The 24,842-nt window shown below is 57.7% G+C and carries 19 protein-coding genes, 1 pseudogene and 1 riboswitch; of the genes and pseudogenes, 8 read left to right on the top strand and 12 right to left on the bottom strand.

Annotation, left to right across the window (positions count from 1 at the left end; all coding sequences use genetic code 11):
- Positions 1-27: 27 nt before the first annotated feature.
- The 6 genes and pseudogenes from OOT55_RS03315 to OOT55_RS03290 form a co-directional block, all read right to left on the bottom strand.
- Positions 28-1,065, bottom strand: a pseudogene (locus tag OOT55_RS03315) (DUF6351 family protein); the annotation flags it as partial.
- A 343-nt stretch (positions 1,066-1,408) separates the two neighbouring features.
- Positions 1,409-2,569 (bottom strand): hypothetical protein, encoded by a 1,161-nt coding sequence (locus OOT55_RS03310; RefSeq protein ID WP_265367738.1) that lies wholly within the window; start codon positions 2,567-2,569, stop codon positions 1,409-1,411.
- A complete protein-coding gene (locus tag OOT55_RS03305) occupies positions 2,557-4,749 on the bottom strand; it encodes an argonaute/piwi family protein (protein WP_265367737.1) in 2,193 nt (730 codons plus the stop codon). The genes OOT55_RS03310 and OOT55_RS03305 overlap by 13 nt, the downstream gene beginning before the upstream one ends.
- 114 nt (positions 4,750-4,863) lie before the next feature.
- Positions 4,864-5,433 carry a hypothetical protein gene (locus tag OOT55_RS03300; RefSeq protein WP_265367736.1) on the bottom strand — a complete coding sequence of 190 codons (570 nt, stop codon included), beginning with the start codon at positions 5,431-5,433 and terminating at the stop codon, positions 4,864-4,866.
- 225 nt (positions 5,434-5,658) lie between these two features.
- On the bottom strand, positions 5,659-8,298 hold the full coding sequence (locus OOT55_RS03295; RefSeq protein ID WP_265367735.1) for an AAA family ATPase: 2,640 nt from the start codon (positions 8,296-8,298) through the stop codon (positions 5,659-5,661).
- Positions 8,295-9,443 (bottom strand): metallophosphoesterase family protein, encoded by a 1,149-nt coding sequence (locus OOT55_RS03290; RefSeq protein ID WP_265367734.1) that lies wholly within the window; start codon positions 9,441-9,443, stop codon positions 8,295-8,297. Before OOT55_RS03290 ends, OOT55_RS03295 begins: the two co-directional genes overlap by 4 nt.
- A 194-nt stretch (positions 9,444-9,637) precedes the next feature.
- Here OOT55_RS03290 and OOT55_RS03285 point away from each other — a divergent pair, with 194 nt between their 5' ends.
- Genes OOT55_RS03285 through OOT55_RS03275 form a run of 3 tightly spaced genes read left to right on the top strand, consistent with a single transcriptional unit; the run spans position 9,638 to position 12,159 of the window.
- Positions 9,638-10,606, top strand: coding sequence for a DUF2157 domain-containing protein (locus tag OOT55_RS03285; protein WP_265367733.1), 969 nt, complete (start codon positions 9,638-9,640; stop codon positions 10,604-10,606).
- Positions 10,590-11,642: a DUF4401 domain-containing protein gene (locus tag OOT55_RS03280; protein ID WP_265367732.1), complete on the top strand. Its 1,053-nt coding sequence runs from the start codon at positions 10,590-10,592 to the stop codon at positions 11,640-11,642. The genes OOT55_RS03285 and OOT55_RS03280 overlap by 17 nt, the downstream gene beginning before the upstream one ends.
- The gene (locus OOT55_RS03275; protein ID WP_265367731.1) at positions 11,635-12,159 is read left to right on the top strand and encodes a GDYXXLXY domain-containing protein; all 525 of its coding nucleotides are present in this window, start codon (positions 11,635-11,637) and stop codon (positions 12,157-12,159) included. Before OOT55_RS03280 ends, OOT55_RS03275 begins: the two co-directional genes overlap by 8 nt.
- A gap of 114 nt (positions 12,160-12,273) precedes the next feature.
- Here the strand turns inward: OOT55_RS03275 and OOT55_RS03270 are convergent, their stop codons facing one another.
- The 4 genes from OOT55_RS03270 to OOT55_RS03255 form a co-directional block, all read right to left on the bottom strand.
- A complete protein-coding gene (locus OOT55_RS03270; protein WP_265367730.1) occupies positions 12,274-12,834 on the bottom strand; it encodes a DUF4402 domain-containing protein in 561 nt (186 codons plus the stop codon).
- A 526-nt stretch (positions 12,835-13,360) separates the two neighbouring features.
- On the bottom strand, positions 13,361-16,540 hold the full coding sequence (locus tag OOT55_RS03265; RefSeq protein ID WP_265367729.1) for a hypothetical protein: 3,180 nt from the start codon (positions 16,538-16,540) through the stop codon (positions 13,361-13,363).
- Positions 16,541-16,607: 67 nt separating this feature from the next.
- A complete protein-coding gene (locus OOT55_RS03260; RefSeq protein ID WP_265367728.1) occupies positions 16,608-17,066 on the bottom strand; it encodes a hypothetical protein in 459 nt (152 codons plus the stop codon).
- A gap of 429 nt (positions 17,067-17,495) precedes the next feature.
- A complete protein-coding gene (locus OOT55_RS03255; RefSeq protein WP_265367727.1) occupies positions 17,496-18,029 on the bottom strand; it encodes a DUF4402 domain-containing protein in 534 nt (177 codons plus the stop codon).
- 163 nt (positions 18,030-18,192) lie between these two features.
- Positions 18,193-18,279: riboswitch (cyclic di-GMP riboswitch) on the bottom strand.
- Positions 18,280-18,521: 242 nt separating this feature from the next.
- Here OOT55_RS03255 and OOT55_RS03250 point away from each other — a divergent pair.
- Positions 18,522-19,406, top strand: a complete 885-nt coding sequence (locus OOT55_RS03250) for an adenylate/guanylate cyclase domain-containing protein (protein WP_265367726.1) — start codon at positions 18,522-18,524, stop codon at positions 19,404-19,406.
- Positions 19,407-19,448: 42 nt separating this feature from the next.
- Positions 19,449-19,925: an RDD family protein gene (locus tag OOT55_RS03245; protein WP_265367725.1), complete on the top strand. Its 477-nt coding sequence runs from the start codon at positions 19,449-19,451 to the stop codon at positions 19,923-19,925.
- 78 nt (positions 19,926-20,003) lie between these two features.
- Here the strand turns inward: OOT55_RS03245 and lptG are convergent, their stop codons facing one another.
- The gene (gene lptG, locus OOT55_RS03240; RefSeq protein WP_265367724.1) at positions 20,004-21,065 is read right to left on the bottom strand and encodes an LPS export ABC transporter permease LptG; all 1,062 of its coding nucleotides are present in this window, start codon (positions 21,063-21,065) and stop codon (positions 20,004-20,006) included.
- Positions 21,058-22,173, bottom strand: coding sequence for an LPS export ABC transporter permease LptF (gene lptF, locus OOT55_RS03235; protein WP_265367723.1), 1,116 nt, complete (start codon positions 22,171-22,173; stop codon positions 21,058-21,060). Before lptF ends, lptG begins: the two co-directional genes overlap by 8 nt.
- A gap of 243 nt (positions 22,174-22,416) precedes the next feature.
- Here lptF and OOT55_RS03230 point away from each other — a divergent pair, with 243 nt between their 5' ends.
- The 3 genes from OOT55_RS03230 to OOT55_RS03220 are packed head-to-tail and all read left to right on the top strand — an operon-like array spanning position 22,417 to position 24,838.
- The gene (locus OOT55_RS03230) at positions 22,417-23,904 is read left to right on the top strand and encodes a leucyl aminopeptidase (RefSeq protein WP_265367722.1); all 1,488 of its coding nucleotides are present in this window, start codon (positions 22,417-22,419) and stop codon (positions 23,902-23,904) included.
- A complete protein-coding gene (locus tag OOT55_RS03225; RefSeq protein WP_265367721.1) occupies positions 23,901-24,326 on the top strand; it encodes a DNA polymerase III subunit chi in 426 nt (141 codons plus the stop codon). Before OOT55_RS03230 ends, OOT55_RS03225 begins: the two co-directional genes overlap by 4 nt.
- 14 nt (positions 24,327-24,340) lie before the next feature.
- Positions 24,341-24,838: a hypothetical protein gene (locus tag OOT55_RS03220; protein WP_265367720.1), complete on the top strand. Its 498-nt coding sequence runs from the start codon at positions 24,341-24,343 to the stop codon at positions 24,836-24,838.
- The last annotated feature ends 4 nt before the right edge of the window (positions 24,839-24,842 follow it).

Raw genomic sequence — 24,842 nt, 5'->3', positions numbered from 1 at the left:
ACCCGGAATATAGGTCATGTGCCCCTCGATCATGCCGGTATCGACGGGAAAGGCGGGATAGATCTCGTAGCCGGCACTGTTGACGAGCGGCGCGAAGGCCTTGTCGAGCGCGTCCGCCTGCGCCTGGGAGATACACGAATCGCCTCCCTCTTCCTCGCAGACGAGCTGGTTGGGGTCGAAGTCACAGCCACGGACATTGGCGACCACACCGTCCTCAATGCCATCCAGACCGTCGCATTGCGCCAGAAGCCCGTCGTGCACCGCCCGGCGTTCTTCCGGAGAAAAGGCGCGGCCAACTTGCGGATTGCCCTCGTCGTCACGGGGCGCTATCTCATTAAAGGCCACTACCGCCTTGCGCAGGGCGAAATTCGAGTTACCCGTGCGCATGGCCGGCGCGCCGACCACGGCGCCGTCGAACAGCATGGGATAGCGCTGCGCGGCCAGCATGCTCTCGCGCCCACCGGTCGAGCAGCCGGAGATATAGGTATGATGCGCCGCCTGCCCGTAATAAGCCGTCACAATCTCCTTGCCCAGCTCGGTCACCTTGGCCACCGATTGCCCGGCAAAATCGAGCGCGGCCTGCTGATCGGCCATGAAGGACGCATCGAAACCGCCCTCCCCTTTGTGTCCGCCATCGGTGGAGATCACCGCAAAACCGCGCGCCAAAGCCGGCGTGTCGCCAGCGGCATTGCCGCCAAGCGGCGGGTGCACAGTGCCATTCAGCCCGCCGCCGCCCTGAAACAGGAAGCGGCCGTTCCAATCCACCGGCATGGCCAGCGCGAAACCGAGGCCATAAGTCTTACCGTCCGCACCCTGACGCTCATCGCTGATGCCTTCGACATAACAGTGGTCGGGTAACTCCGCCGTCGTGCTGGCGGGGCCGTCGCCGAAACTGAATGAACCGGCCGGTTTTTCCTCTGCGCTGGTGATTTTGGTGTTCGCTATTTCAAGCCCCGTCAATGCCGAGCAGGCATTGTTGGCCGCCGTGGCGTCGCCACCGGAAAAGCCGCTTACCCCACATCCCGCGACAGCTAACACCGTCAGTCCAATCGTCAATCGGTTCATAATTTTCATCTCTTTTATTACTGGCCCAACAACCAACGAAAATGAGGAAGTACAGCTCTAGAGAGCTCAAAACGGATTGCCTTTAAGCGCCATTTCGAACACCTCCGTAGTGGTTTATATAACTATAGAAGGCATCTACCAATTGTCGGTAACACGGCCATCTTACGCCGACCCCTTCGTTGTGATTGGCGTCTACTTTATTGGGGAAGTCCCAATCGGTGTAATGATTGCTCGCCAAAGGAGTCTTGTTAGACGCGCGTTAACATACTTATTCTTTCGACAAAAACCTCTACTAACAGTTTTAAATCCAGCTCCAATTGCATTTCTAAATCTAATCATGCGATCAATTATCTATTGTTGATGGCGCACTAACTACAACACAGCCGTTGATCCCATCGATCCTCAAAACACCTTCCTTAAACTTTGCATGTTCCTGTGTCGCACGCGTACAATCCCACAGGAAGGTGACAATCAGTGAATCCTTGTATCTGGCATCGGCACGATAGAGTGACGCATCTTCGGCTATCTCTCCAATAAGCGCCGGAAAAGACTTCTTCACACTCTTACGGTACTTGACTTCGATGATCGTATGCAGCGACGGCAGATAGAGATCAACGCGCGGATTTTTCTGCCCTACAGGCTGAAGATTCACTTCGTCGGCGATGTCGTTAAAAATTGGAGCGAGTAACACATAGAGAAGGTTCTGGACGTGGTATTCGTTCATAACAGGCCACTTAACCGGCTCGGCGCCCTTTGTCCGACCAACATCCTCCCATGTCCACCGCTTTAGGCCGACGGGAATATGGTCAAGAAACCCCAGAAGGTCACCGAGGCTCCAGCCTTTGGGCGGCACCACGGCAACATCCTGATTGACCTGATCAAAAACGTAGATCATCAAACTCAGAAAAGCTGTCGGAGCATCTCTATGCGCTTGCGCCCGAAACTCCCCCATAAAAAGGTCAATGAGGGATAGCCGCTCTTGATGATCGCTGATTCTTCGAATCTTCTTATAATGAAGGAAGAGCGGCACACACGCGCTGGTATAATTGGCGGATTCGCCGCTACGAACATACTCCGCGATGTCCTTCTCGAAGATATTGAGTTTGTCGCCGCTCACCTGCTGTGCAAGGAATCCTGATATCCAGCTCTCAAACTCTTTGGCGATGCGTGCATCGTCCATTTTTGCAACGAGCCACTTCACGGCCATAACCCCGAATATATCAGATACCCAAGGTCGTGGCGTGGAGTCGATCTTGGCGGCTTGCCCGAGCAGGCGCAAAACGTCCTGGCTTGAAACGTGCTCTTCCCCTATACAGAGGCCCGCAATCGCGCACCGCTGATACAAAGGAAGCACCGAAAAGTCGAAAGAAGGCGCACCGTACATCGACAACCCCAAGAAATGTAGAAAACAAGATTTAAAAGGGTCGTTGTGCGCACCTTCAATCACCTTACTAAAAAGGTAATCACGAAGTTGGTAGGCATTCTCCTTCGCTACAGGAACCATTGGGACTGCCCAATTTTTCCGATCATCACAGAGTCGCTCCAGCCAGGGATCTGGTTCAGCCAACCAAGATTTCGAGCGATCAGATCGGAATAGCTGATTGTCACAGGAAGAGGATTGGGGAAGTAACTGCGCCAAGAGTGTGAGGCAAAGCTATGAAGTTGTGTACTCAAATATTTGATGTCCCTGAATGTCGAATCCCTGTGTACATCAACAATAAGGCCGCGTGGGTGACCGTCCGTGTCATTACGTAATTCTCGCTGACCGATCAAGTAAACGAGCATTTCATGTTTGGAAAGTTTGAACGTCTTTCCTCGCTGCGGCGCGAGCTTACCCTTCTGCTCTCCGGCCGTAGAGGAGTCAAACATATGCAAGCCGTGGTTCTCTGAAATCTTCAGGAACGCATACTCGACCTGATATTCCCGGTACCTATCTACGATAGTCCGAACGGCGGAAATTTCTTCCTTGTTGAACTTCTTAACCTGCGCATGGAAGACCAAGCGGATCGTGTCTCCTTTTTGCCAGTTCATCCTCTTCTGAATTTTTTCAATGGTTTCACCGAGAACCGAAGTCAACGCCTCGCAGTAGGCTTCCGTGACAACTGCCTTCGAAGTATTCGAGACAATATAACTGCCATCCCCAGAGAAAACGGTGGTAATTCCCATGATTCGTTGGTTTTCAGCGCCACGCTCCTGTCCGATATTCGCGCTGCCGATCCCGATTACAAGTTCGTGGGAAAGGGTCGGGGAGGATTTTAGAAGCCACGGAACGCCACCCATCTTCGCGTAGCAGGCCAACGCCATATTGTTAAGCGAGTATCCGAGTGAGTAATCAGATTGCTCCAAAAGTTCTATCGTGAAATCCTGAACAGGAACCTGATGCAAGAAAAAGAGGCTTTTCCCGATATAGTAAGGATTTTCCGTGACACTGAGCTTCTTGAAGGACTGCCGGACCTGAACGAGTGCCAGATCCCAACGCCCACTCTCATCGGATTTCTTTCGGATCGCGGCCTCAATGGCGCTCTTGTATGCGTCCACACTGTCGTTGGAGGTCGTGAATACTTCAACGCGACTGGTCCCAAGCGAGAACTTTCCTTCAAGGCCACTGCTGAAATACTTGCTTCGCGAAATACCTTTCAGGAACTTCCGTACAAACTGTTCGACACGGCCCTTGTCATGCTGTGCGCAGATCACGCAGACCGATGGGTCGTTCCTGTCGAACGTTCGCTTCGTATATGGACCGTACTGAGTGAGCCCCTTCTCAGCCCAAGTGGCCTCACCGTTGTCGTTGAAGACAAAAACTGCCTTTTGAATCTGCCCGCACTGGCTCTCAATATCCGGTGAGTCTTTCACTTCAATGGGCGTCGCATCGATCAGCGGAATGGCTCTCGACTGAATGTAATTTTTAAGTGCGCCGATGCGGGCCTTCTTGTTCTTGCCGCCATTGAATGTGGAGACAGCTTTCCGGATGCGTTCCAGGATGGCGTCCTTTCGTCCGCCATGCGTATGCAGGATGTAATCGTCGAAGTTAACTCGGCTGGCCTCAAGATATACATCTTTCGCATTAACTTGCACTACCTGCTCGTCAGGCCGTTTAACCGATATTACTTCACCGTTACATTCTCTCACTGACCCCAGAAGCTTTCGGTATCCGTCGTCTTGTTCAGCAACAACATAGCGCCCAACAAGATCGAACCCGGCGCTCAGGAAGTACAGACAGTTCTCTTTGAGCACCCGACGCGTTGTGCAGTCAATAACAAGGTGCGGATGGCCCTTAACGATGCGCGTCTCGATTGTGTACTTAGCACAAATTTTAAACGGGTAAGCATCGCCGAGAATCGGAACCAGAAGATTGTCTTCCGGCTTTGCGCTCACCAGCACGATGGGCGTAAAGCCGAAGGGATTCCGGCCCAAACCTGCGAGATGTTTAGTCAGACCATCCTTTACCAGCGAGCAGAATATACTGAAATTATCCTTTAACGTGATCGTGCGTGGCGCCCCGGGTACGGGATATACTCCATCCCCCGAAAAGATCAGGATTTTATCGCCTTGGCGACGAAAAAAGTGCGTTAATCCGTATTGCGCGCGAAGGCTATCCAGAGTCTCCTTGTTATAGGGAATCTGGAGAGCCTTCAGCTCCGCATCGGGGATTCTGAGTGGAAATGCATTCAGGAAGACTGACAAAACTCTATCCTTTCTTTGTTCGATGCTCGCGCCCCTCTTGTGCGAACAACGCTCGTAACAAGCGGCTCGAAGAACGAGCCGCCGGCGACCGCAGGGAACACACTTGATTCCTGATTAAGTGTATTTGATTCCACTGATTCTTCCAACGAATTTTACTAGCTTCCCATACAATGCTTCATATTTACCAAGCATTTCCTCGTAAGCCTCTAAGTTACTTACTTCGTCTTTAAGCGCTTTTCGGGTAATTTCGTCACTTTCAGATTTGAACGTTTTTATATCCACAACCAAATTAGACTCCATTAATGGACTGTACACGCTTAGAACGTAGTCAATCTTTCTGTCTAAATCATCAAAACTTGCTGCTTGTCCTTCAATCTCCTCAGCGGAGCTCTGACCTGCTTGATGCTTTAGCTCGTATTCAATTTCGAGATCGGTTGCATTCATTGCTTTCGATAGTGAATGAATAAGATCTAATAACATTTCCTTGTTCGTGTCCCAAATCCGATTCTTATTCGCTGTCCTCTGAGCATCGAAGTGTATCGAAACCGCGAAGAGAGTAGCAGCAGCAATTATAATATTTGTTGCATGACTAAGATCAAACTCAAAACTTAGGCAGTAATATACATATACGCCGGATACCCCAACTGCAATCCCCAAAATTATCCCGGCAGTAAATTTAAGCACTATTTCTCCATACACATAACAGTATTGTTAGATAGAAAGCGTCCGCATTTCACATTTAGCTATTTTCCTATCATGCCCCATAGGCCGCGTAATTCGTGACGTAGAACGTATCAGCGTAGAAAAGGTAGCACAAAATTCGAAAAATTTCCTCGTGTAGACTGCTTGGCGAAAACATGCTGCCCATATAGCCAGCTAACTGCTGATTAGAGAACGTTTTACGCTCGACTAACCCAAATTTAAAGCCTGCAAATCCCTCGGCGTGGCCCCCAAGTCCCTCCAATTCTCCGGATGGCAGGAAAACAGTAGCACCTGGTGTCGGCGGGCGGCGTCGAACAGGATGCGTTTCATCTGGTCCAGGCGCTGGGCGTCGCTGTGGACCAGGGCGTCGTCCAGGATGATGAGTGTGGGTTTGCCGGCTTCGCGCAGCAGGTCGGCGTAGGCGAGGCGACTGATCAGACCCATCTGTTCCCGGGCGCCGTAGCTTAGGGACGGCAGGTCGCCCTGCTCTTCTCCCGTGCCCAGGGGGCGGGTCAGGGTGGTGGGCATGAGGTTTTCGTCCACACTCAAGTGGGCCTGGGGGAACAGCAATTTCAGGTAGTGGTTCAGGTGTTTCTGCAGGGGCGCCTGCAACTGACGGGTCAGGGCCTGGCGTTTGTCTTTGAGCAGGTTGAGCAGCAGGTCCAGCGCCTGGGCGCGTCGGGTCAGTTCGTCCCGGCGCTGGGCCAGGCGTTGGTTGATCTGTGCTTCTTCATCGCGCTTTTCTTCCAGGCCCTGGGCGCCCTGCTCTTCCAGGCGGACTTGAAGGTCGCGTATGTTTTGCGCCCGCTCTCGCGCCTGGGTTTCCATTGCATTCGCGGACCTTGTAAAGCGTTCGATGTCCTGTTCAAGCACGTCGGGCTGCGCGTCATCAATCTGCTTTTGCCGGGCGTCGATGGCGGTGGTGAGCTGATGCTCCCGGGCTTTGAGTTCGGTCAGTTCTTGATTGGCACGTTCTTCGCGCGCTTTGCGCTCCGGCGCTTGTAGTTCAGCGTTGAGTTTGTCCCATTCGGCATTGGCGTTGGTGCTGGCCTGCTCTGCCAAGCCCTGTTGCTGTTGGTGTTGGTTGAGCGCGTCCTCGGCTCGCTTGAGTTCGGCGCGGGCCGCTTCCAGGTCCGCTTCGGCGTTTTCTTCCGAGATTATGTCCGCTTGCACCTCGGGCAATTGCTTCAGCTGCGCGCGCAGTGCGTCCAGCCGGGCGCTGTCCTGCTCGGCCGTCGTGCGTAACGTGTCGACGCCTTTGGGGGCGAGGATATCCAGCCGCGCCTGATCGCGCTCGATGGCCTGGGCCAGCCGCTGGCTTTCAGCGGCGCGCTGCTCGCCCTCTTCCAAGGTGGCGACGCCGAGGCGGCGTAGCAGGCTGCTTTGCTCGGCCTGCAGGGCTTCCTGCTGACGCTGCAGGTCCGCCACGTCGGTGCCGCCGGGCTGGATGCGCAAGCGGCCGACGCCGGGGATGCGCAGGTCTGTCGCTTCCACCAGAAGGGTTTCTCCCTGGCCGGTGACGGTGTCGTCGCCGACGGTGATGGATTTTTCCGGCTCCAGCTCGTAGTTCAACCGGGTCGCGAGGGCTTTCTGGCGGATCACCAGTTCCGCCAGCGCCTGCTCGGTGCGTTTCAGTTGGGCCAGCGCGGCCGGGTCGATGTCTTTGGCGGGCTGTTGTGCGTGCAGCCCTTTCAAGGTTTCTTGCAGTTCGGTGGCCTGTTTGAGAGCGTCCGCCTGTTGGCGTTGGCGTTCGGCCAGCTCATCAATCTGTTGTTGCAGCCGGGCTCGCGCCGCCTGATCGCGGGCTTGCTCGCGCCGGCTCCGGGCCCGCTCGTAGGCTTGCTCGGCGTCGGCACGGCGTTTTTCCAGTTGGGGCCGGCGGTCGCGGCATTCCTGCAGTTGCGCTTCGGCCCTGGCTTTGTCCTCGGCGCGTTGGGTCAGTTGGTGCTGCTGGTTTTCAAAGTCTTGCAGTTGCTGGCGATACACCGCCTGGCTTTGACGGCAGCTGTCCAGAGCCTGCTCGTCCTGTCGCTGTTCGCTCTGCCAGCGCTGAACTTCGCTCAGTTGGCGTTTTGCGGCGTCGGCCTTTCGGTTTTGTTCTTCCCAGGGGCGGGCGGCGTCAATGGTCTGTTTCTGTTCGATCAATACGCCGAGCTGATCCACCTGTTGGCGGTACTGTTCGACGGACTGATTCAGGGCCTCGAGGCGTTCCTGGCTTTGCCGGTAGTCCTCCTGCACTTTTTTGTAGTCTTTGGTTTCCTTGCCGGTGGTGGTCAGCAGTTCGGCGCGCGCTTTTTCCACCCGGGCGATCAGTTCGTCGCCGCCGCTGCTGGCCACTTCGCCCAGGCTCTGGCCCAATGCCGACTGCAGGTGTTCGCCGGCGTGGTTGACCGGCCCCTGAATGTCCTGCACCGCACCCTGCTCCACCCACAACAGGCCGGGGATGCCCCAGTGTTCAGCTTTGCTGGCGCCGCGCCCAGGGAATTGATAGCCGAGCATCTCGGCCAGTTTTTCTTCGGCCTCTTCGCCGCTGAAGTGCTGGCTGCCGACTTTGAGGTCGCAGCGCTTTTTGCCGAGGAAACGTTTGTTGAGCGTCCAGTGCTCGCCCTGCCAGTCGAATTCCAGTTCGATTTCCGGGGTGGCGGAGGTGTCGCCCCAGGGCTGCAGGTCATCCACGCTATTGGATTTGTAGCGCTCGAAAAAGGCGGCGCGGATGGCGCGCACCAGGGTGCTTTTGCCGGACTCGTTGGGGCCGACGAACAGGTTGATGCCGTCGGTGAGATCGCGGATTTCCAGGGGCTGGCGGAACTGCTTGAGTTGGTCGAGACGCAGACGGGTCAATTTCATTGTTCGCTCTCCGTCCGTTCGCTCTCGGAAGTCGTGCCGTTTTCACGCAGCATGCCGGCCAGTATCGCCAGGGCCGTGCGGGCGGTGTCAGCATCTTCGCTCTGACCCTCCTGCCGCTCGCGCAGCTCGCCAATCACTTCGCCCACATAACCGTCGGCGTGCAGTGCGGCGATATCGTCCTCGGTGGGTACCAGGTTCAGGCCGGACAGATGGGCCTGAAAGCTGCGATGCCGCGCCTCGGCGGCGCTGAAGTATTGCAGTAGCGATTGATAGCCGGCCAGGTCCACTTCGCCGTCCAGAGTCAGGGCCACCACCGAGCGCGGCGGCAGTGCATCCAGCTCGCTCATCAACCGTTCGATATCGCTGGCCACGGCCAGGGTGCTCTGATGCTTTATCCACTGGAACTGGCCGATGGTATGGGGCTGCACCCGGGGCTCGGTACCGGGCCGCTCAATATCGACAATTAAAGCCTGGCCAGCGCCGTTGTCCTTGAATCGCTCCTGCTCCGGGGTGCCACTGTAGCGGGTGCGGGCGTCGATGGTTTTGTAGCCGTGCCAGTCCCCCAGAGCGAGATAGTCCAGCCGGGCGGTGACGGCCCGGTCGGCGGCAATGGGGTTGGTGGAGTCGATTTCCTCGGCCAGTTGGCCCTCGACACTGCCGTGAGCCAGGCCGATGCGCAGCAGGCCTTCGGGGGTGTCGGCACGATCGAACCATTCCGTGAGGTCGTTGTAGGTCTGCCGCTGGGTCAGGGGCGCGGGCAGCACGGCAAAGCCCAGGTCCTGATAGACACGGACCTCCGGTGTCAGCAAGAGGTCCACATTATCCGGTACCGCGTTCAGGCGCTGGGCCCGGCTCCAGACGCTCTCCGCCAGGGCGGCGTCGTGGTTGCCGGGTAGCAGCAACCAGGGGCCGGAGAAGCTGGCCATGGCCTGAAAGGTGCGATGGATGGTGCGGTCCGAGACGGTCTGGGCGTCGAACACGTCCCCGGCGACCAGCACGGCATCGACAGCCTGTTCGGTGGCCAGCGCGGCCAGCGTCTCGATGGCGGTAAAGCGGGCGTCCGCCAGAATAGAGGCGTCTTCTTCGGCGAAACGGCTGTATTGGCGGCCGATTTGCCAGTCGGCGGTGTGGAGAAAGCGGGGCATGGGGCCGGTCCCTGTGGTTTGAATCGAGATTGCGATGCCAAGAGAGAGTGTACCGGAGTTGTCGGGGTTGCCATAGGGTTGGGGGATGACGACCGCTGGGTGGCAGGGTTTGGGTGGGAGATTGTCGGCATGGCTGCTTGACGGTGTTGGGTGGCTTGTGGATACTGCCTGAAAACGAACACGGACCTGCTTTCATGGATACGGCGCGCCGACAATTGGATCATCTGATTGAGCAGGGGGCGCTCGCTCCTGCTGATTACCAGCGCGCGGCCACGTTGCTCGGCCTCTATCCTTCCCTGCCCCGCTGGCAACGTTTCCTCGATCATCTTCTGCTTTGGCTCAGCGCGCTGGCGCTTGGCTTTGCGCTGCTGTTTTTTATTGCCTACAACTGGACCGAGCTGGGTCATCTGGGCCGGTTTGCGCTGGTTGAGCTGGCGCTGCTGATCGCCGTGAGCGCTTATGCCTGGAAAGGTGGACGAGGGTTGGTGGCGAAAGCGGCGCTGTTTGCGGCGGCATTGGCGGTGGGCGGTTTACTGGCCCTGTTTGGTCAGACCTATCAGACCGGCGCGGACCCCTGGCAGCTGTTTTTTACCTGGAGCCTGATGATTCTGCCCTGGGCGCTGATTGCCCGGTTGCCCGCGCTCTGGGTATTGGTGATCGGGCTTTGGAACCTCGCCGCCCTGCTCTATCACGGTACCTTCGGCTCCGTCTGGATTCTGACCGGGGAAACCAGCCTGGCCTGGGCGCTGCTGGTCATCAACGCCCTGAGTTTGACCGGGTGGGAGCTGGCGGCGCGCCGATTGACCTGGCTCGACACCGGCTGGCCTCAGCGCCTGATTGCCGCCGGCGTCGGGATGGCGGCCACCTTATTGGTTCTGATCGGCAGTTCGGACACCCTGGTCAGTGGCGAGCTACTGATCTACGCCCTGGTGCTGGCGGCCATTTACGGCGTTTACCGGCACCTCAAACCCGACCTGTTTATGCTCGCCGGCGGCTGCCTCTCGGTGATTGTGGTCATCGACGGCTTGTTCATTGCCCACACCGATCTTCAGGAAGACAGCGTCTTTTTTCTGCTTAGCGCCCTCACCATCGGCTCGACCACAGCCCTGGTGAAGTGGCTGATTCATCTGAACCGGCTTATGCACCATGACCCAGAACACTGACGCATCGCGCCGCCTCACCGAAGCCGGTATCGACCTTCAACCGGGCAACGATCAAGGGCCGGTGATTCCCTGGTACCTGCTTGTCCTTCAGGGGATCGGTGGCTGGCTGGCCGCGCTGTTTCTTATGGGTTTTCTCGGTTTGGGGTTTATTCAAGCCCTGGATAAACCGGCCATCGCGCTGGCGTTGGGTTTGTTGCTGATCGGTGGCGCCTTTGGTTTATTGCGTCACCGACAGAGCGTTTTTCTGGAGCAGTTGGTATTGGCGTCCAGCCTCGCGGGTCAATTGCTGGTCGCCTATGCCATCGCCTACTGGCTCGATGATATCAACGCCCTGTTCTGGGTGGGAATGTTGATTCTGCATTCAGCCCTTGCCTTGCTGATGGCGAGTCCGTTGCACCGGATATTTTCCGCCTTGTTTGCGGGCGTATCCCTGTTTTTTCTCGGCGTGGAAACGGGAGCCGTGTACGGCATTCCGCCCGTCGTACTGGGCATCACCTGCGTACTTTGGCTGAACGAATTTCACTACCCTCAGCACCGCAACGCCCTGAAGTGTATCGCCATGGGACTGACCCTCGGGCTGTTGATCATGCAGTACCTGATCCGTTTTCCCGAGCTGGTGGAAGACAGCCTCTCGATCGCCTGGTTACCCCACTGGCTGGGCGAGTGGCTGACCGGCGCCACGCTTGGCTATCTGGCCTACCGGGTGATCCGCGTGAACCAGATGGAGCTGACGGGACGCGCATTGATTATCAGTGCGGTCACCTTGGTGCTTCTTTGTCTGGCCTCATCTTATGCTTTCGGTCTGACTCAGGGCGCGGCGCTGATTGCGCTGGGGTTTGCCATCAGCCACCGGATCGTGATGGGGCTTGGCATACTCTCTCTGCTGTTTTCCATTTCCACCTACTACTACCGCCTGGACCTGACCCTGCTGGAGAAATCCTTCACTTTGCTGACTCTCGGGCTGTTTTTTCTCGCTGTACGCTATGGTTTGAATCGTTGGTCGGCCAGCCACTCTGGAGACGTAACCGATGCGTAGGGGAATTGCGCTGGTGACCGCCGCGGCCATATTGGTGCTCGTCAATTTTTCCATTTACGAAAAGGAGCAGCACCTCGCCCACGGCGAAATCCTATATCTTGAGCTCGCTCCGGTGGACCCGCGCTCGCTGATACAGGGGGATTACATGACGCTCCGTTTTGAGATCGGCGATCAGATCCGTGACGCCGTCCGCTCAAACGGACAGGCCGACGGTGAACCCGACGACACTTCCGAAGGCTACGCCATCGTGCGTCTGGATGAGCAGAGTATCGCGCACTTTGTCCGACTCGCCGCGTCAAACACCGCCCTTGAGGAAGATCAGCGCGCCCTGTTCTATCGTCAACGTAACGGCCGGATTCTGTTCGCCACCAACGCCTTCTTTTTTCAGGAGGGGCAGGCGGAGCGTTATGAGGCGGCCCGCTACGGGCGGTTTCGGGTGAACGAGCAAGGCGAGCCGTTGTTGGTAGGGTTGCATGATGAGGGGTTGAAACCTCTAGCCCCTGACAACGCCAAGTAGAGGCGAATCAACTAAAGCCGTACCGCTCAAGGGTAAACCGGGCTTGACGGGAAAGATTCGCAGCGCAATCGAAGCTTCGACACACAACTTACAAGATCAATCAATATGCGTTAATCAGTCCTCTACTACCGTAATCGTAAACACCTCTTCGTACACCCCGTAAATTGCCGAGGCACCGGCGGGTATGGAGAGCGTACCACCAATGTAAACCGGTTCGGCCTCTTCAGATGTACCAGGTTCACCCCCGATATGGCTCAAACTCAAGTCAACGGACACTGTGTCATTTCCAGAACTGCTAAGCAGAGCCCCTGACAGCACTCCGGTTGCCGGATCGAACACTCCGCCTCCACCGCTCAGAGAGAGCGTGACAGTTGTACCCGATACGGCCGTCACCGAACATCGAGCCGGCTGAGAAGCTCCCGCCAATGCAAGCCCACTGCCGCCTGTGATCGTGGCGACGGCAGAGGCCTCGGCCAGCAACTGAACTGCTCCCCCCTCGCTGTCTCCGGCGATGAGGATGGCCCCGAAATTGAGATTGGTATCGCAGTTGACCTCCAAAGCCGGCCCTGTATTGACGATTACCGGTAGATCACTGGCCTGCCCCCAGGAAAAACGTGTTGCCGACAGTGCACACACAAGGAAAGCACCGTATAACGCTCTTCTTGACAGAGTCATAGTGGCTCGACCTCCAACACTATATTGGTTCCAGCGGCGCCGTGTTGACCAACTCCTCTTAACCGCAGGGTACCTCCGATGGTGACTCGAGCTCGACCACTAGCGGGCAATCTCCCCTCCCAAAGTCCGGGCATGACCTGACTCCAACGAGCACCTTCACCGGCCAGAACAACATTTTCCAGTAACTGAGCCACCGGTCGACGTCCCCCTGAAGTCAGTTCCACAGACGGCTGGCTCAGCCGTATCTGAACCCGTTGATCGCTCTGACCACACACTAATACCTCGCCAGGAGTCGGGTCACGCACGATGAGTACCGCATCCCCCTGCCTGACGCTTGCATCAGGATCAATATAGAGATAACTCGTCACCCCATAAGGTACCCGAACATCACCGAAATCCAGCGGATGAACCACCGTTAAGCTGGGAGGCATACAGGTCTCGGCAGGAGTCTTCTCTCCGGACGCATTAGTCGATACAACGGAAAATGCAAAACTGATCCACAGTAGAACAATATTGGGGATTCGCGTCATGGATCAGCCCTCACCGAATCATCAACGACATGTGCAATGATTTCATAATGAGCCGACATCTTGGTCAGGGCCCAATACTTAACGCCCATCGATTGCAATGCACTCTCCCAGCGAGCCCGTTCCTCTTCAGTCAACCAAGTGGTTACCACCCGGTACCAAAGCCCGTCATCCAGAGTCACCTTTACAAGCCAGACGGGCTGACTCAGCTCTGTCGCGATGCTCCGCGCCCGGGTCCAACCATGCTCCAGATCCCGAAAGCTTCCCATCACCAATTGCGCGCCCCCATCCCCTATAGCGTCGCTTCCCGATACCTCTTCGGGGTCCGCCTCGCCCGTCGTTCTCTGATCCCGGATTCGCTGCTTCAAAACCTCAGGTCGACGCTCTTTATCGTCCGGCGCGAGCAACAATATATCTTTGGACACAAGAAGGTTCCCGGATGACAGGAAGGCTTCTACTTGAACCGATTCAATAGGGCTTTCCTCTACGCTCTGATCAGGCTGAATTCGAACCCGATATTTTCCCGGAGGGATCAGATCAAACAGATAGGAGCCATCATACTGTGTCTGCTGCACGGCATAAGTCTGGGTCGATGAAGTCGGCGACGGGATCTCAGAACCAGATCGAGCATCAATATAGGCCGCAGTCAGCATGCCTTCATTCCAACGCAATGGCAGCTCTGAGGCCCCTTTTGCGCCATCGGGAAGTCGCTCCAAGGCCAAAGATACACTGGCCAAACCAGACTTCACGCCGTTCCGTTCAACCAATACGCGTCCCGAGATCTCTCCGGACTCCACCAGTGAGATCTCGGCAGGATAAGGCTGGCCAGGCCGGGGCGTGAACGTAATACCGCCTTGGGCAGGCACCAGGAACGGATCTGAAATAGATGCAGGGGCAACCCGCAAAGTGACGGGACTATGCGTATCCAGGCCGTTCAAGTAGGTTCTCCCCTGATCGCTGGTCTTTGGTGCTCGACGTCCTTCTCCGGCCAGAACTTCTGCCCCCAATACAAGCTGATCCCGGCCGCGATCAAAATTCCCATCTTGATCCACGTCGTGGTAGACCCGAACATCCGCTGCGCCACGCTCGGCCGAAGGTACAGAAGAAAAGTGCAAACGACCTCTACGGCTCATACCAAAAGAAAAGTTCAGGCCAAGTCCCGCGACGTAGCCACCATCGCGTCGGCTGGAATACATCGCCCGTGCGCGGGCGTAACGGAAGTCCCGGGAGAGACTGAGTGACCCGGTCCAGCCTGGGTCGCCCACTATGTCCAGTGTTCGTTGGGCGCTGACGGCCAGATTGGTGCGCTCTCCCAAATGCCAATTACCCAGTACCCGGGTATTTCGCCACGCCTGCGTATCAATATCATAGCGCCCGTCCAAAGATAAGCGCAGCCGCCCTACGTTCATGGACGCGCCGGGAAGCCAAGCCCGACGCTGGGGCTCCTTGTTCTGGGCGCCCAAGAACCGCCGCCACTCCAGTTCCTGGTTGACATACACGCTACCGAGACGAAAGCGCGCGCCAGCTCTCGTGGACAACTCTCCACTATCATCCAGAAACTGCCAGCGCTCACCACTGCCATAAAGTGTCAAAGACTGACGCCCCAATGTCACAGGCAGACTTGCCCGCACCCTGGACTCACTGTCCAGAGCAGAGGCCCCATACGTTGCTCTGCGTGAAAAAAAATTGTCATACACACTGTGTCGCCAGCTCAGGTTCAGTGAAGCAAGCGCGGTACTTCCCCCCACACCCCATGCATTGCCTTTTTCCGACGTGTCGAGTGACGCTGTCTGGGTGGCACCATCCAGTTCCAGTGCAATACCCGGCAGAGACAAGCTCGCACTTACACCTTGTGTATCAAATAATGAAGCATCCTCAAGATAGCTACCAGGAGCCCGGCTGGCGAACAGTCCGATACTGGCATGGCGCCCCAGACCAAGATCTCCTTCCACTGAATACACTCTTTGATTCTCTTCAAGATCACCCTGAGGCATCGATAGCATCGATTCCAGTGTACGGCGTTGATGTTCACCGGCAAATGCCCGCCAGTGCAGCTCTCCTGGGCGTGTTATCGTGTTTCCTACGGTATAGTCCCGGGATTCCTCCCGAATTTGACCTTCTGGGCCAATAAACACCACGCGAAAATCGTTGCGACCAAATAGCAGGGGAATGTCTTCGAAGCGGTAACGGCCATCGGGGCTTACCTTGGAAAACCTCAGTAAGGTCGACCCTCGGTAGAGCTCCACCTCCCACTCCGCTGGCGCATCACCCTCTATCGTGGTCTGGTCGAACTGGTCGGGGCGATCCAATGGATAGTTGCTCACTACACCGCCCCGTCCGGACAGGGTCCCCACTAAAGGGACTGCTGCTCCGTTCACATCGCCCAAATAACCAAGGGTCAGTCCGGGAATGCCCCAAGCTCCCCCTTTCGGCGACTCCTGACCCATTCGCAAGCGAGCGTCTTCCAGTTCATCCTGATCTCCCCGAAAAAACAGTGTCCCAGTGTTATACGCGAGCTCACTGACCAGCAATCCATCATATTCAAGGTCGTCAGTGCTGGACGCCACAAGGTCCGACTTCATACTCTGGTGAAAGTAATCAAGGTTCAGATCGCCAGCCAGCCTACCCACCGGCCGATAAGGGAACTCAGCTTCTGGTGGTGGATCTGTAACGGCCTCATTGAGCAAACGGTTGCGACGGCGTTCCCGCTCCCGTGCAATATCCAGGGGCAAAGGTCCACTAGCCTTGAACACCAGACGCTGATGCTTTACATCAACGTCAAGCGAGACCGGGAACATTCGAGCAAGCAGATCAGCGCTGATATACAACTCGTTGTGAACCCAACGATACTCGCTTGAAGGTAGCTGCCCTTGTTCACGTCCCACCCGCCAACTGCCCGTCACATGGATTTCGAAGGGCACATTACCAGGATGGCGGCGCCCCTGAACCGAACCATCGTCATCTATCTGATGCTCCGCATTTATCGCATACAGTATTTCTGCCATCAGAACCAGCGGAGCGCCCAGACCTTCAGGCAATATGGTCGGCACCAGCCCCGGGAGAGCCTCTCCCTTATACCAGGGGGTAAGCAAGTATTCTGATTCATGGATGCGCGGATCATCAGCCAAGGCGAACGCCGCAAAAGCCAGAAGCAACCCTGCCAGTGAAAGCGAGCTCACCGCCCGCCCTAATTGGGGTATGGATACCGATCGGGGAAAGTAGAAACAAGGGCGCCTGACCACCAGCTCAATCCGCGCACCGAGTCACCGCTGTTACGTCATGCACCATTTCATCCGTGACGGATAGACGCACGCAAAGGGAAGCATTGTTCGGAACTTCATTGGCGGGCACGTGAGCTGAAAAATGACGACGATCATTTTCCGTATAAAGACTAATCGCTGGCCCCGGCCAACGCGATAGAACCGTTCCCAAAGAGCTCATAGCCAAAATTTCCGTTTCAGCGATCAGACTGGTCTGACCTTTGCGAATAACCGTGAAGTCGATAACCGCATCCCTCCCCTTACGCTGACGACGCAAGGCCTCAAGGTCGCCGCCTTGCGGTTCAACTTGATGACGATAGAGTATGCGTACCGCCCGGGCAACCCGAACCGGAATGACGACCTTGATACCGTTATCCGTTTCGGTTGTCACACTCTCGCTGGGGGTTGCGTCGCTGTCGCCGACCGAAGCAACCGTCAGGTGCATCCGGTACTCACCCGGGGGGAGATCTCTTGGGGGGCGTGCTGCCACCCTTACCTGTTGACCTCGACCGGGCTCCGCCACAAAGCGACGAGGGCCAACTCGCACGAACTCCACTGCAGTCCCCTCACTGCTGGCGGGGTCCGCAGCGACCAATAGGCCGTCAGGTTGCTGCACGAAAAAGCTGTTACTGACTTCAAATGTTGTAAGCCGATCGCCGGTAGTGCCCACCAAGATTGCGGCGGCGCGCTGCTGATCACTCAGCACCACGGTTCCCGGAGACAGCATTAACGATTGTGCCTGTGTGAGCAGGGAAAACAGAGCCAATCCCAACCCGCTAACTACTCTATAAGCTGGCTTCATAGGTACCCTTAATCAGCCTCCTGAACGCCGACAACGACGTGCCTGGCGGACAGAAGGCCAATCCTCAGTGGTTTATTCTGTGACGGTCAGGGTAATTGTGTCCGAGGTGTAGGTTCCAAAGGTGTTATTCTGAGGAACTGTCAAGGAACCACCGATGTAAATATCTTCAGCGGCAATGCCGGTGGCTTTGGATAAGGTTATGTCGGCGAGCATGGTATCCGATGAACCTGACTCGGTGAGAGTTACGCCGGCCAATGTGTCAGTGGTGAAGGTTGCGGAGCCGTCGCTGAGTGCTGCGGTCGCGGTGGTTGCGCCCGTCACGCTGCAGGTCAGCACTGAGCCTCCCGTCACGACCAGGTTCCCCGCGGTGGCTGCCGTTTCACCAGTGGCGGCGGCAACTGTCACCGTGTCGCCCCCTGCATAACCTGAAGGTACAGCGATTGTGCCAAAGTCAACGTTGCCACTGGCACAATCTACAGAAAGACCTTCCTCCAGTGCCGCCGTCGCGGTAAACGTATCGGTAGCATCGACCGCCAGAGTATGACCTGCGCTCAACATCAAGCCAGATGCCAGAAATATTGCACTTAATTTAGCCCGTTTCATCATGGTGATTCACCTCATTGTTATAAAAAATAGCGAGTATCATTCAGATACTCCTCATTACACGCCAGACTCCATGCCGGCCGATAAGGCACACCTGTTTTGCGGGAATATATAGATGAAAGAAGGGCGACAACGCGCAGGGACTCGCATTCATATGCAGTATAAACGTGGCGGCCCCTCGATCGTAGGATATATATCCGTTAGACAGGTGGCTTTGCGTCACCGGCTTTCACCGGTTTTGCCTTTTTCACGCGGGCTCTCAACGATACCCTCGTGCAGAACGACCCATCGGTCGTTTGAACTACGTATTCTTTTTAGATCATTTTTTATCCAAAGTCAAATTTATGTGCCAATAACATAAGCCCATCTTAGCAGTAATAGGCGTCGCTAAACCAAGCTGTAGCTTTCTTACACCGCAATCCAACCCTGTGTTTTCGGGGCGCCAGGCGGTATCATTCACCTTTTACGAGTCGTTCTGGAGAAGCCTACCGCCTCATGACCGCGCTTAATCGGACATTGGCCATCATGTTTGCCGACGTTTCCGGCAGTTCCGCGCTTTATAAGCGCCTGGGCAACCTGCTGGCAAAACGCTCGGTGGACGGCGCCATCGAGATCATGACTCAAGTGACCGAGGGCTATCAGGGGCATGTGGTCAAAACCCTCGGTGACGAGGTGATGGCCCGCTTCGATACCGCTCAGGCCGCCTGCGACGCGGCCGTTGCCATGCAGCGCGAAGCCCGCCACGCCGGGGTGGCCCTGCGTATCGGCATCGCCTTCGGCCCCGCACTGCTGGATGACAACGATGTGTTCGGAGAAGCCGTCAACGACGCGGCCTTCGTCTCCAAGGTGGCCCGCGCCAACCAGATTGTGCTCACCCAGACGCTGGTGGACGAACTTCAGGGCGCCATGCGTGAGCAGTGCCAGGAATTCGACCGGGTGGCCGTGAAGGGCGAAACCCGGCACAGCCTGATTTACCGCCTGCAGTGGGAAACGCCCACCCAGAGCCACAGCGCCACGACGGTGATGTCGATCGAAGAGATCGCCGGGAAAATGAGCCGCTATCAGCTACACCTGACGCTGGGTGACGAGCAACTGACCATCCACCCCGAACAGACGCCCTATATCATCGGCCGAGACCCGATCAAGGCTCATCTGCACATACAGTCTGGCCTCGCTTCCCGGGATCACTGCCATGTGATTTTCCGGCGCGGCAAGTTTGTGCTGGTGGACCACAGCACCAACGGCACCTACGTCTCGGGCCCGGATCAGCCGGAAATTTACCTGCGCCGGGAGGAGTTTCCGCTGTTCGGTTCGGGCACCATCTCTATCGGCCAACCGGCGGAGCGTGCCGGTGAATGGCTGATTCACTACCAACTGTAACCACGACCGCCTGACATTCATCGACTGCCGGACCTTGCCATCGTGACCGACGCCAAAAACACACCACGCCCCGCCGGATTGCTTCGCCGTTTCGCCGCCATGGTGTATGACAGCCTGCTGCTGATTGCCGTGGGACTGGCCTACGGCGCGCTGGTGACGCTGCTCAATGTACTGATTCAGGGTGCACCGGCCGAGCGCGAAGCCATTGAGTGGGGTTATTGGCGATTTCCCGTGTTCATCGGGCTGATTGCGGTATGGGTAGGCTTTTTCTACTACTTCTGGGGACGCTCGGGACAGACGCTGGGCATGCGGGCCTGGCGATTGAAGCTGACCGACGCGGCTTCCGGTCAGTTGCCGGCGCCCCGGCAACGACTGACGCGAGGGCTGCTCGCGCCCTTGTCGCTACTTCTTGCTGGGCTGGGTTATTTCTGGCTGTGGGTGGACCCGAAAGGCCACACTCTGCACGGGCGCCTGAGCGGCACCCGTGTGTGGTTGATGCCCAAGGAGCCCAAGACGTAGTCCTGCCGGCTTGCTGCTGTTTAATGGTGGATGATGGCCTGCGGCCTTATGCCACCCTACCGCCCGGGAATGGGAGCGTTACCGGGTACGGCTTAGCAGGAGCAGGCCGAAGGCGGCGCAGGCGGCAATGGGGATCAGCACCGCCAGCAGTGGCGGGAAACCGAACACCAGGCTGGAGGGCCCAAGCAGGCTCTGGGTCAATTGGAAGGCGATACCGAACACCACGCCGGTGAAAATGCGCTGGCCCATGGTCACTTCCCGAAGCGGACCGAAGATGAACGAAATCGCCACCAACACCAGGCTCACCGTCGCCAGGGGTTGCAGGGCTTTTTCCCAGAAAGCCAACCGGTATTCGCTGTTCTCCAGTTGTTGTTCCGCCAGATAGTCCACGTAATAAACCAGATTGCGGATCGACAGGCCTTCGGGAGGCAAGGCGATGATATTCAGCAGATCCGGGGTCAGGTCGGTCTTCCAGCGCCGCAACGCGTAGGCGTCTACCCGGGTACCCTCTTCTTCGAAGTGGGTGACCGACACGCCCTCCTCCTGCCAATAACCCTGCTGAAACGTCGCCTGCTCGGCATAGCTGGCCTGTTCGAGTTGTCGCTCTTCATTGAACCGGTAACGGGTGATACCGTGCAGTATTCCGTTCGGTTGTACCGCGTTGAAATACAGAAACTCATTGCCTTCGCGGTGCCAGAGACCGCGCTCGGTATTCAGGGCCCGCTGCCCGCCCAATGCGACCGCACGCCGACTTTCTGCTACCTGATCCGTATAGGGGGTGACATATTCCCCCAGCACCAGACCGATGCCGATAAACACAAACACCGGCTTGAGCACCAGCCAGGTAATACGGACCACCGACACGCCGGCGGCTCGCATCACCACCAACTCGCTGGAACTTGCCAGCAGACCGAGGCCGGCCAGACAGCCGATCAGGCTGGCGTAGGGAATGTATTCATAGATGCGCCCGGGCATGGTCAGCGCGATATAGATCAACGCCTCGGACACATCATAGTCGGCGCGCAGGTCGGCGACCTCGTCGATAAAGCCGCCGATCAGATCCAGTGACAGGACCACCAGCAACACCAGGGCGATGGCCGCAAAAACGGTGCGGGCGATATAGCGACTGATCTTACGCATGCGCTGCCCTCCTCGACCGCCGCTTCTGACGCCCCAGCTTGAGGTTCTGCCAGCTCAGCATCAGCAGGGCAATGGCCAGAAACACGCCGTGCACCAACCAGAACCCCGGCATCAACGGGAAGCTGCCCGACTCCAGCGCGCCACGCAAACCACTCAGGGTCCCGAGATACAGCATGTAGAGCACAATGGCGGGCAACATTTTGGCGTAGCGGCCGCGACGCGGATCGGTGCGGCTGAACGGCACCGCCATCAGGGCCACCACCAGAACCAACACCGGCAGGGACAGCCGCCACTGCAGGGTCGTGCGCCGCTCGAGATCCTCCGCACCGATCAGTTCCGCCGTGCTCCAGGTATCGGACTGGCCGCGCATGCTCGCTTCGATATTGGGGGGTTTCATGTACTGGGCGAAGGTATCGAACTCGGTCACCTCGTAATCCGCCGCGCCGGGCTGCCCTTCATAACGTCGGCCATTGTGCAGGTACAGATAGCGCTGCTCGTACTCCGGGTGCATGGCCTGCTCGGCATACTCGGCCACCAGAACCGAATGCCGTTCGGCCCCCGCTTCGCGGCCGCCCTGTGCGACAAACAACGTCTGCAGGCGGGTGCGATCCTCGCTGACTTCGGTAATGTAGGCCATGGAGTTGGAGTCGCCCAACGCCTGAAAGCGACCCGGCTGGATGGTATCGAACTCGCTGCGGGTTCGCTGCTCGGCCAGAATGGTTTCGGTCGCGCGGGCGCCGGTGGGACTGATCCAGAGACTGAGCAGTCCCACCAGTACGGAGAGCATGACGGCGGGAATCAGGGTAATAATGACCAACTGCGCCTGGCTGATACCACAGGCCGACAGCACGACCATTTCGCTGTCGGTGTACAGTCGACCGTAGGCCAGCAGGATGGCGATAAAAAAGCCCAGCGGGATGATCAGCTCAAGAAAGCCCGGCAACCGGTAACCCATGATGGTGAACAGCACATCCACCGCCAGCTCACCGGCGGCCGCATCGGCCAGGTATTTGACAAAGCGACCACTCATGAAAATCAGCAGCAGTACACTGCTGACCGCCAGAGTCGTCACAAGGATCTCCCGATTGAGATAGCGAAAAATAATCACACACGCATCCCGTCTGTTGCTCGACCGGTCACTCTCGCCATGAGCGACCCCGAAAAAAAGACCGCCAATCCACCCCACACAATTTGCCCTGCGTCGCGGATCGCGTAAACTTGAGGCATCAGCCTGCGGCCGACTCCGAGGGGTGGCATTATCCCCTACTCGACCGCATTTGTCTTGACCTCTTGCCCACGTGGCCCGAGCCAACGTGGCAGAATGCAACCCTTAACGCAATGGAGTACCGCCATGCAAACCACGGCCAAAGTCGTCAATGCCTTAACCGACCGCAGTGACTGCCTGATTGTGACCGCCTTCGGAAATCAGCAGTGGTCTCCCGCCGCCGAGGCACTGGAGAACCAGGCCGGGCAGTTGGCCGCATTGTGCAAGCGCGATGGTTTCAAGGGCAAGGAAGGCGAAACGCTCCTGCTGTCCACTCCGGAGGGTACTTCCGCCAAACGCGTTCTGGTACTCGGCCTGGGCAGTGCCACACCCAAGGCCGCGAGTTTCCAGCGGGCCCTGGGCAAAGCGGTGGAGGCCCTGAAGAATACACCGGTCAAATCCCTGACCCTGTGCCTCAAGGGTGTTACGGTCGAGGACCGGGATCTTCGCTGGACGGCCCGACAGGTGGCCTACACTCTGGGCCTGAGCCAGTACCGGTTTACCCGCTTTAAAAGCCGCAACGTCGACCCTTCACCGTTCGCGCCCTCCAAAGTGACACTCGGCTGCGCCAAAAAATCCCAGACCGCCGAAATCGAAGCCGGTTTGCTCGAGGGCGTCGCCCTGGCCAAGGGCACCAATCTGACCCGCGAGCTGGGCGACCTGCCCGGCAACGTCTGCACACCCAGCTATCTGGCCACAGAGGCGCGCAAGCTGGCGCGCAACCAGAAAAAGCTGAGTGTGAAAGTGCTTGATGAAAAACAGATGAAGGAGCTGGGCATGGGCTCCCTCCTGTCCGTTTCTGCGGGCAGCGACGAGCCCGCCAAACTGATTGTCATGGAGTACAAGGGTGCCGCCAAAACCGAAGCCCCGGTCGTTCTGGTCGGCAAGGGCATCACCTTTGACACCGGCGGCATCAGCCTGAAACCGGGCGCCGGAATGGACGAAATGAAATTCGATATGTGTGGTGCCGCCAGCGTGTTCGGCTGCATAAAATCACTGATTGAGCTGCAACCCAAACTCAATGTGGTGGCCGTGGTGGCCGCCGCCGAGAATATGCCCAGCGGAGGCGCGACCAAGCCCGGTGATATCGTCACGTCCATGTCGGGCCAGACCATCGAGGTACTGAACACCGACGCCGAGGGTCGCCTGGTACTGTGCGACGCCCTGACCTACGTCGAGCGCTTCAAACCCAAGGCCGTGGTGGACGTCGCCACGCTCACCGGCGCCTGTGTGATCGCTCTGGGTAACCACGCCACCGGCCTGTACAGCAACCGGGACGAACTGGCGGACGCTCTGCTCTCGGCCGGCGAAACCGCCGGCGATCGCGCCTGGAGGATGCCGCTGTGGGACGAGTACCAGAAGCAACTGGACAGTAATTTTGCCGACATGGCCAATATTGGGGGTCGTGAGGCGGGCAGCGTCACCGCCGCCTGCTTCCTGTCCCGCTTCGCGGACAAATACCCCTGGGCACACCTGGATATCGCCGGAACGGCCTGGCGCTCCGGTGCCGCCAAAGGCGCGACCGGCCGGCCGGTGCCGCTGCTGATGCACTACCTGCTCAGTCAGACCTCATGAACCGGATCGACTTCTACATTCTGCCCACGGATGCGCCCGAGGCGCGCTGGCACTTTGTCGGCCGGCTGGCCGACAAGGCCGCGCGCCTCGGGCACCGGGTGCTGATTGCCGTCGACACGACCGAACAGGCGCAGGCGCTGGACGATCACCTGTGGATGCAACCGGAGGACAGTTTTCTGCCCCACCGACGTCTGGGTGATCCGGACGCTCCGGCCGCCGCCGTCGAGATTACCGACTCCGAGCAATGCGGCGACCATCGGGATGTTCTGATCAACCTGCGCAGCGCCGTGCCTTCACACTTTGAGCAATTCGAACGACTGGCCGAAGTGGTGATTCAGGCGCCGGAGGTACTAAAAACCACCCGGGAGCACTTCAGTTTTTACAAGTCCCGGGGTTATCCTGTTCGCCACCAACAACTGTAATCGAGCGTGCAGCCATGGCCGAGCGCAAAGGCGATACCAAAGAGACGCTTCTGGATGAGCTGGAATCCATCAAAGGACTGTTGCAGGACGACGATGACATTCCCATACTCAGCGAGGTGATTGAGGCCATAGAACCGGTACCGCAGGATCGCCCCCGGCAGACCTCTCTGTTTCAGCCCCCCGCGTCGACCAGAGCGCCCGCGGCCAAACCCCGCCCAGCCAGTATTACCCGGGCCTCGGGTGAAAACCCCTTTCTGCCGGAGCATATTCGGGCCCGTCTGCACGGTAATCGGCCACCGCCGCTGGTGGAGGAACTCGCGGCGAATGCATCGGCTCAACCCCGCACAGACACTCCCGCCGACGGCCTGGTGTCCCGGGCGATACTGATTGACGAGGTGATCCAGGCCAGCCTGCCGGATATTGAAGCCCGGTTGCGCGCCCGGCTCGACGCGCTGACGGATGAACAACTGCAGGCATTGATCGCGGACGACGCCGCTCACACAAAAGGATAGTGAC

This window comes from Marinimicrobium sp. C6131 (assembly GCF_026153455.1).
Classification (GTDB): domain Bacteria; phylum Pseudomonadota; class Gammaproteobacteria; order Pseudomonadales; family Cellvibrionaceae; genus Marinimicrobium.
Note: the sequence above shows the minus strand (reverse complement) of the source record. Positions and strands in the feature narration are given on the sequence as shown.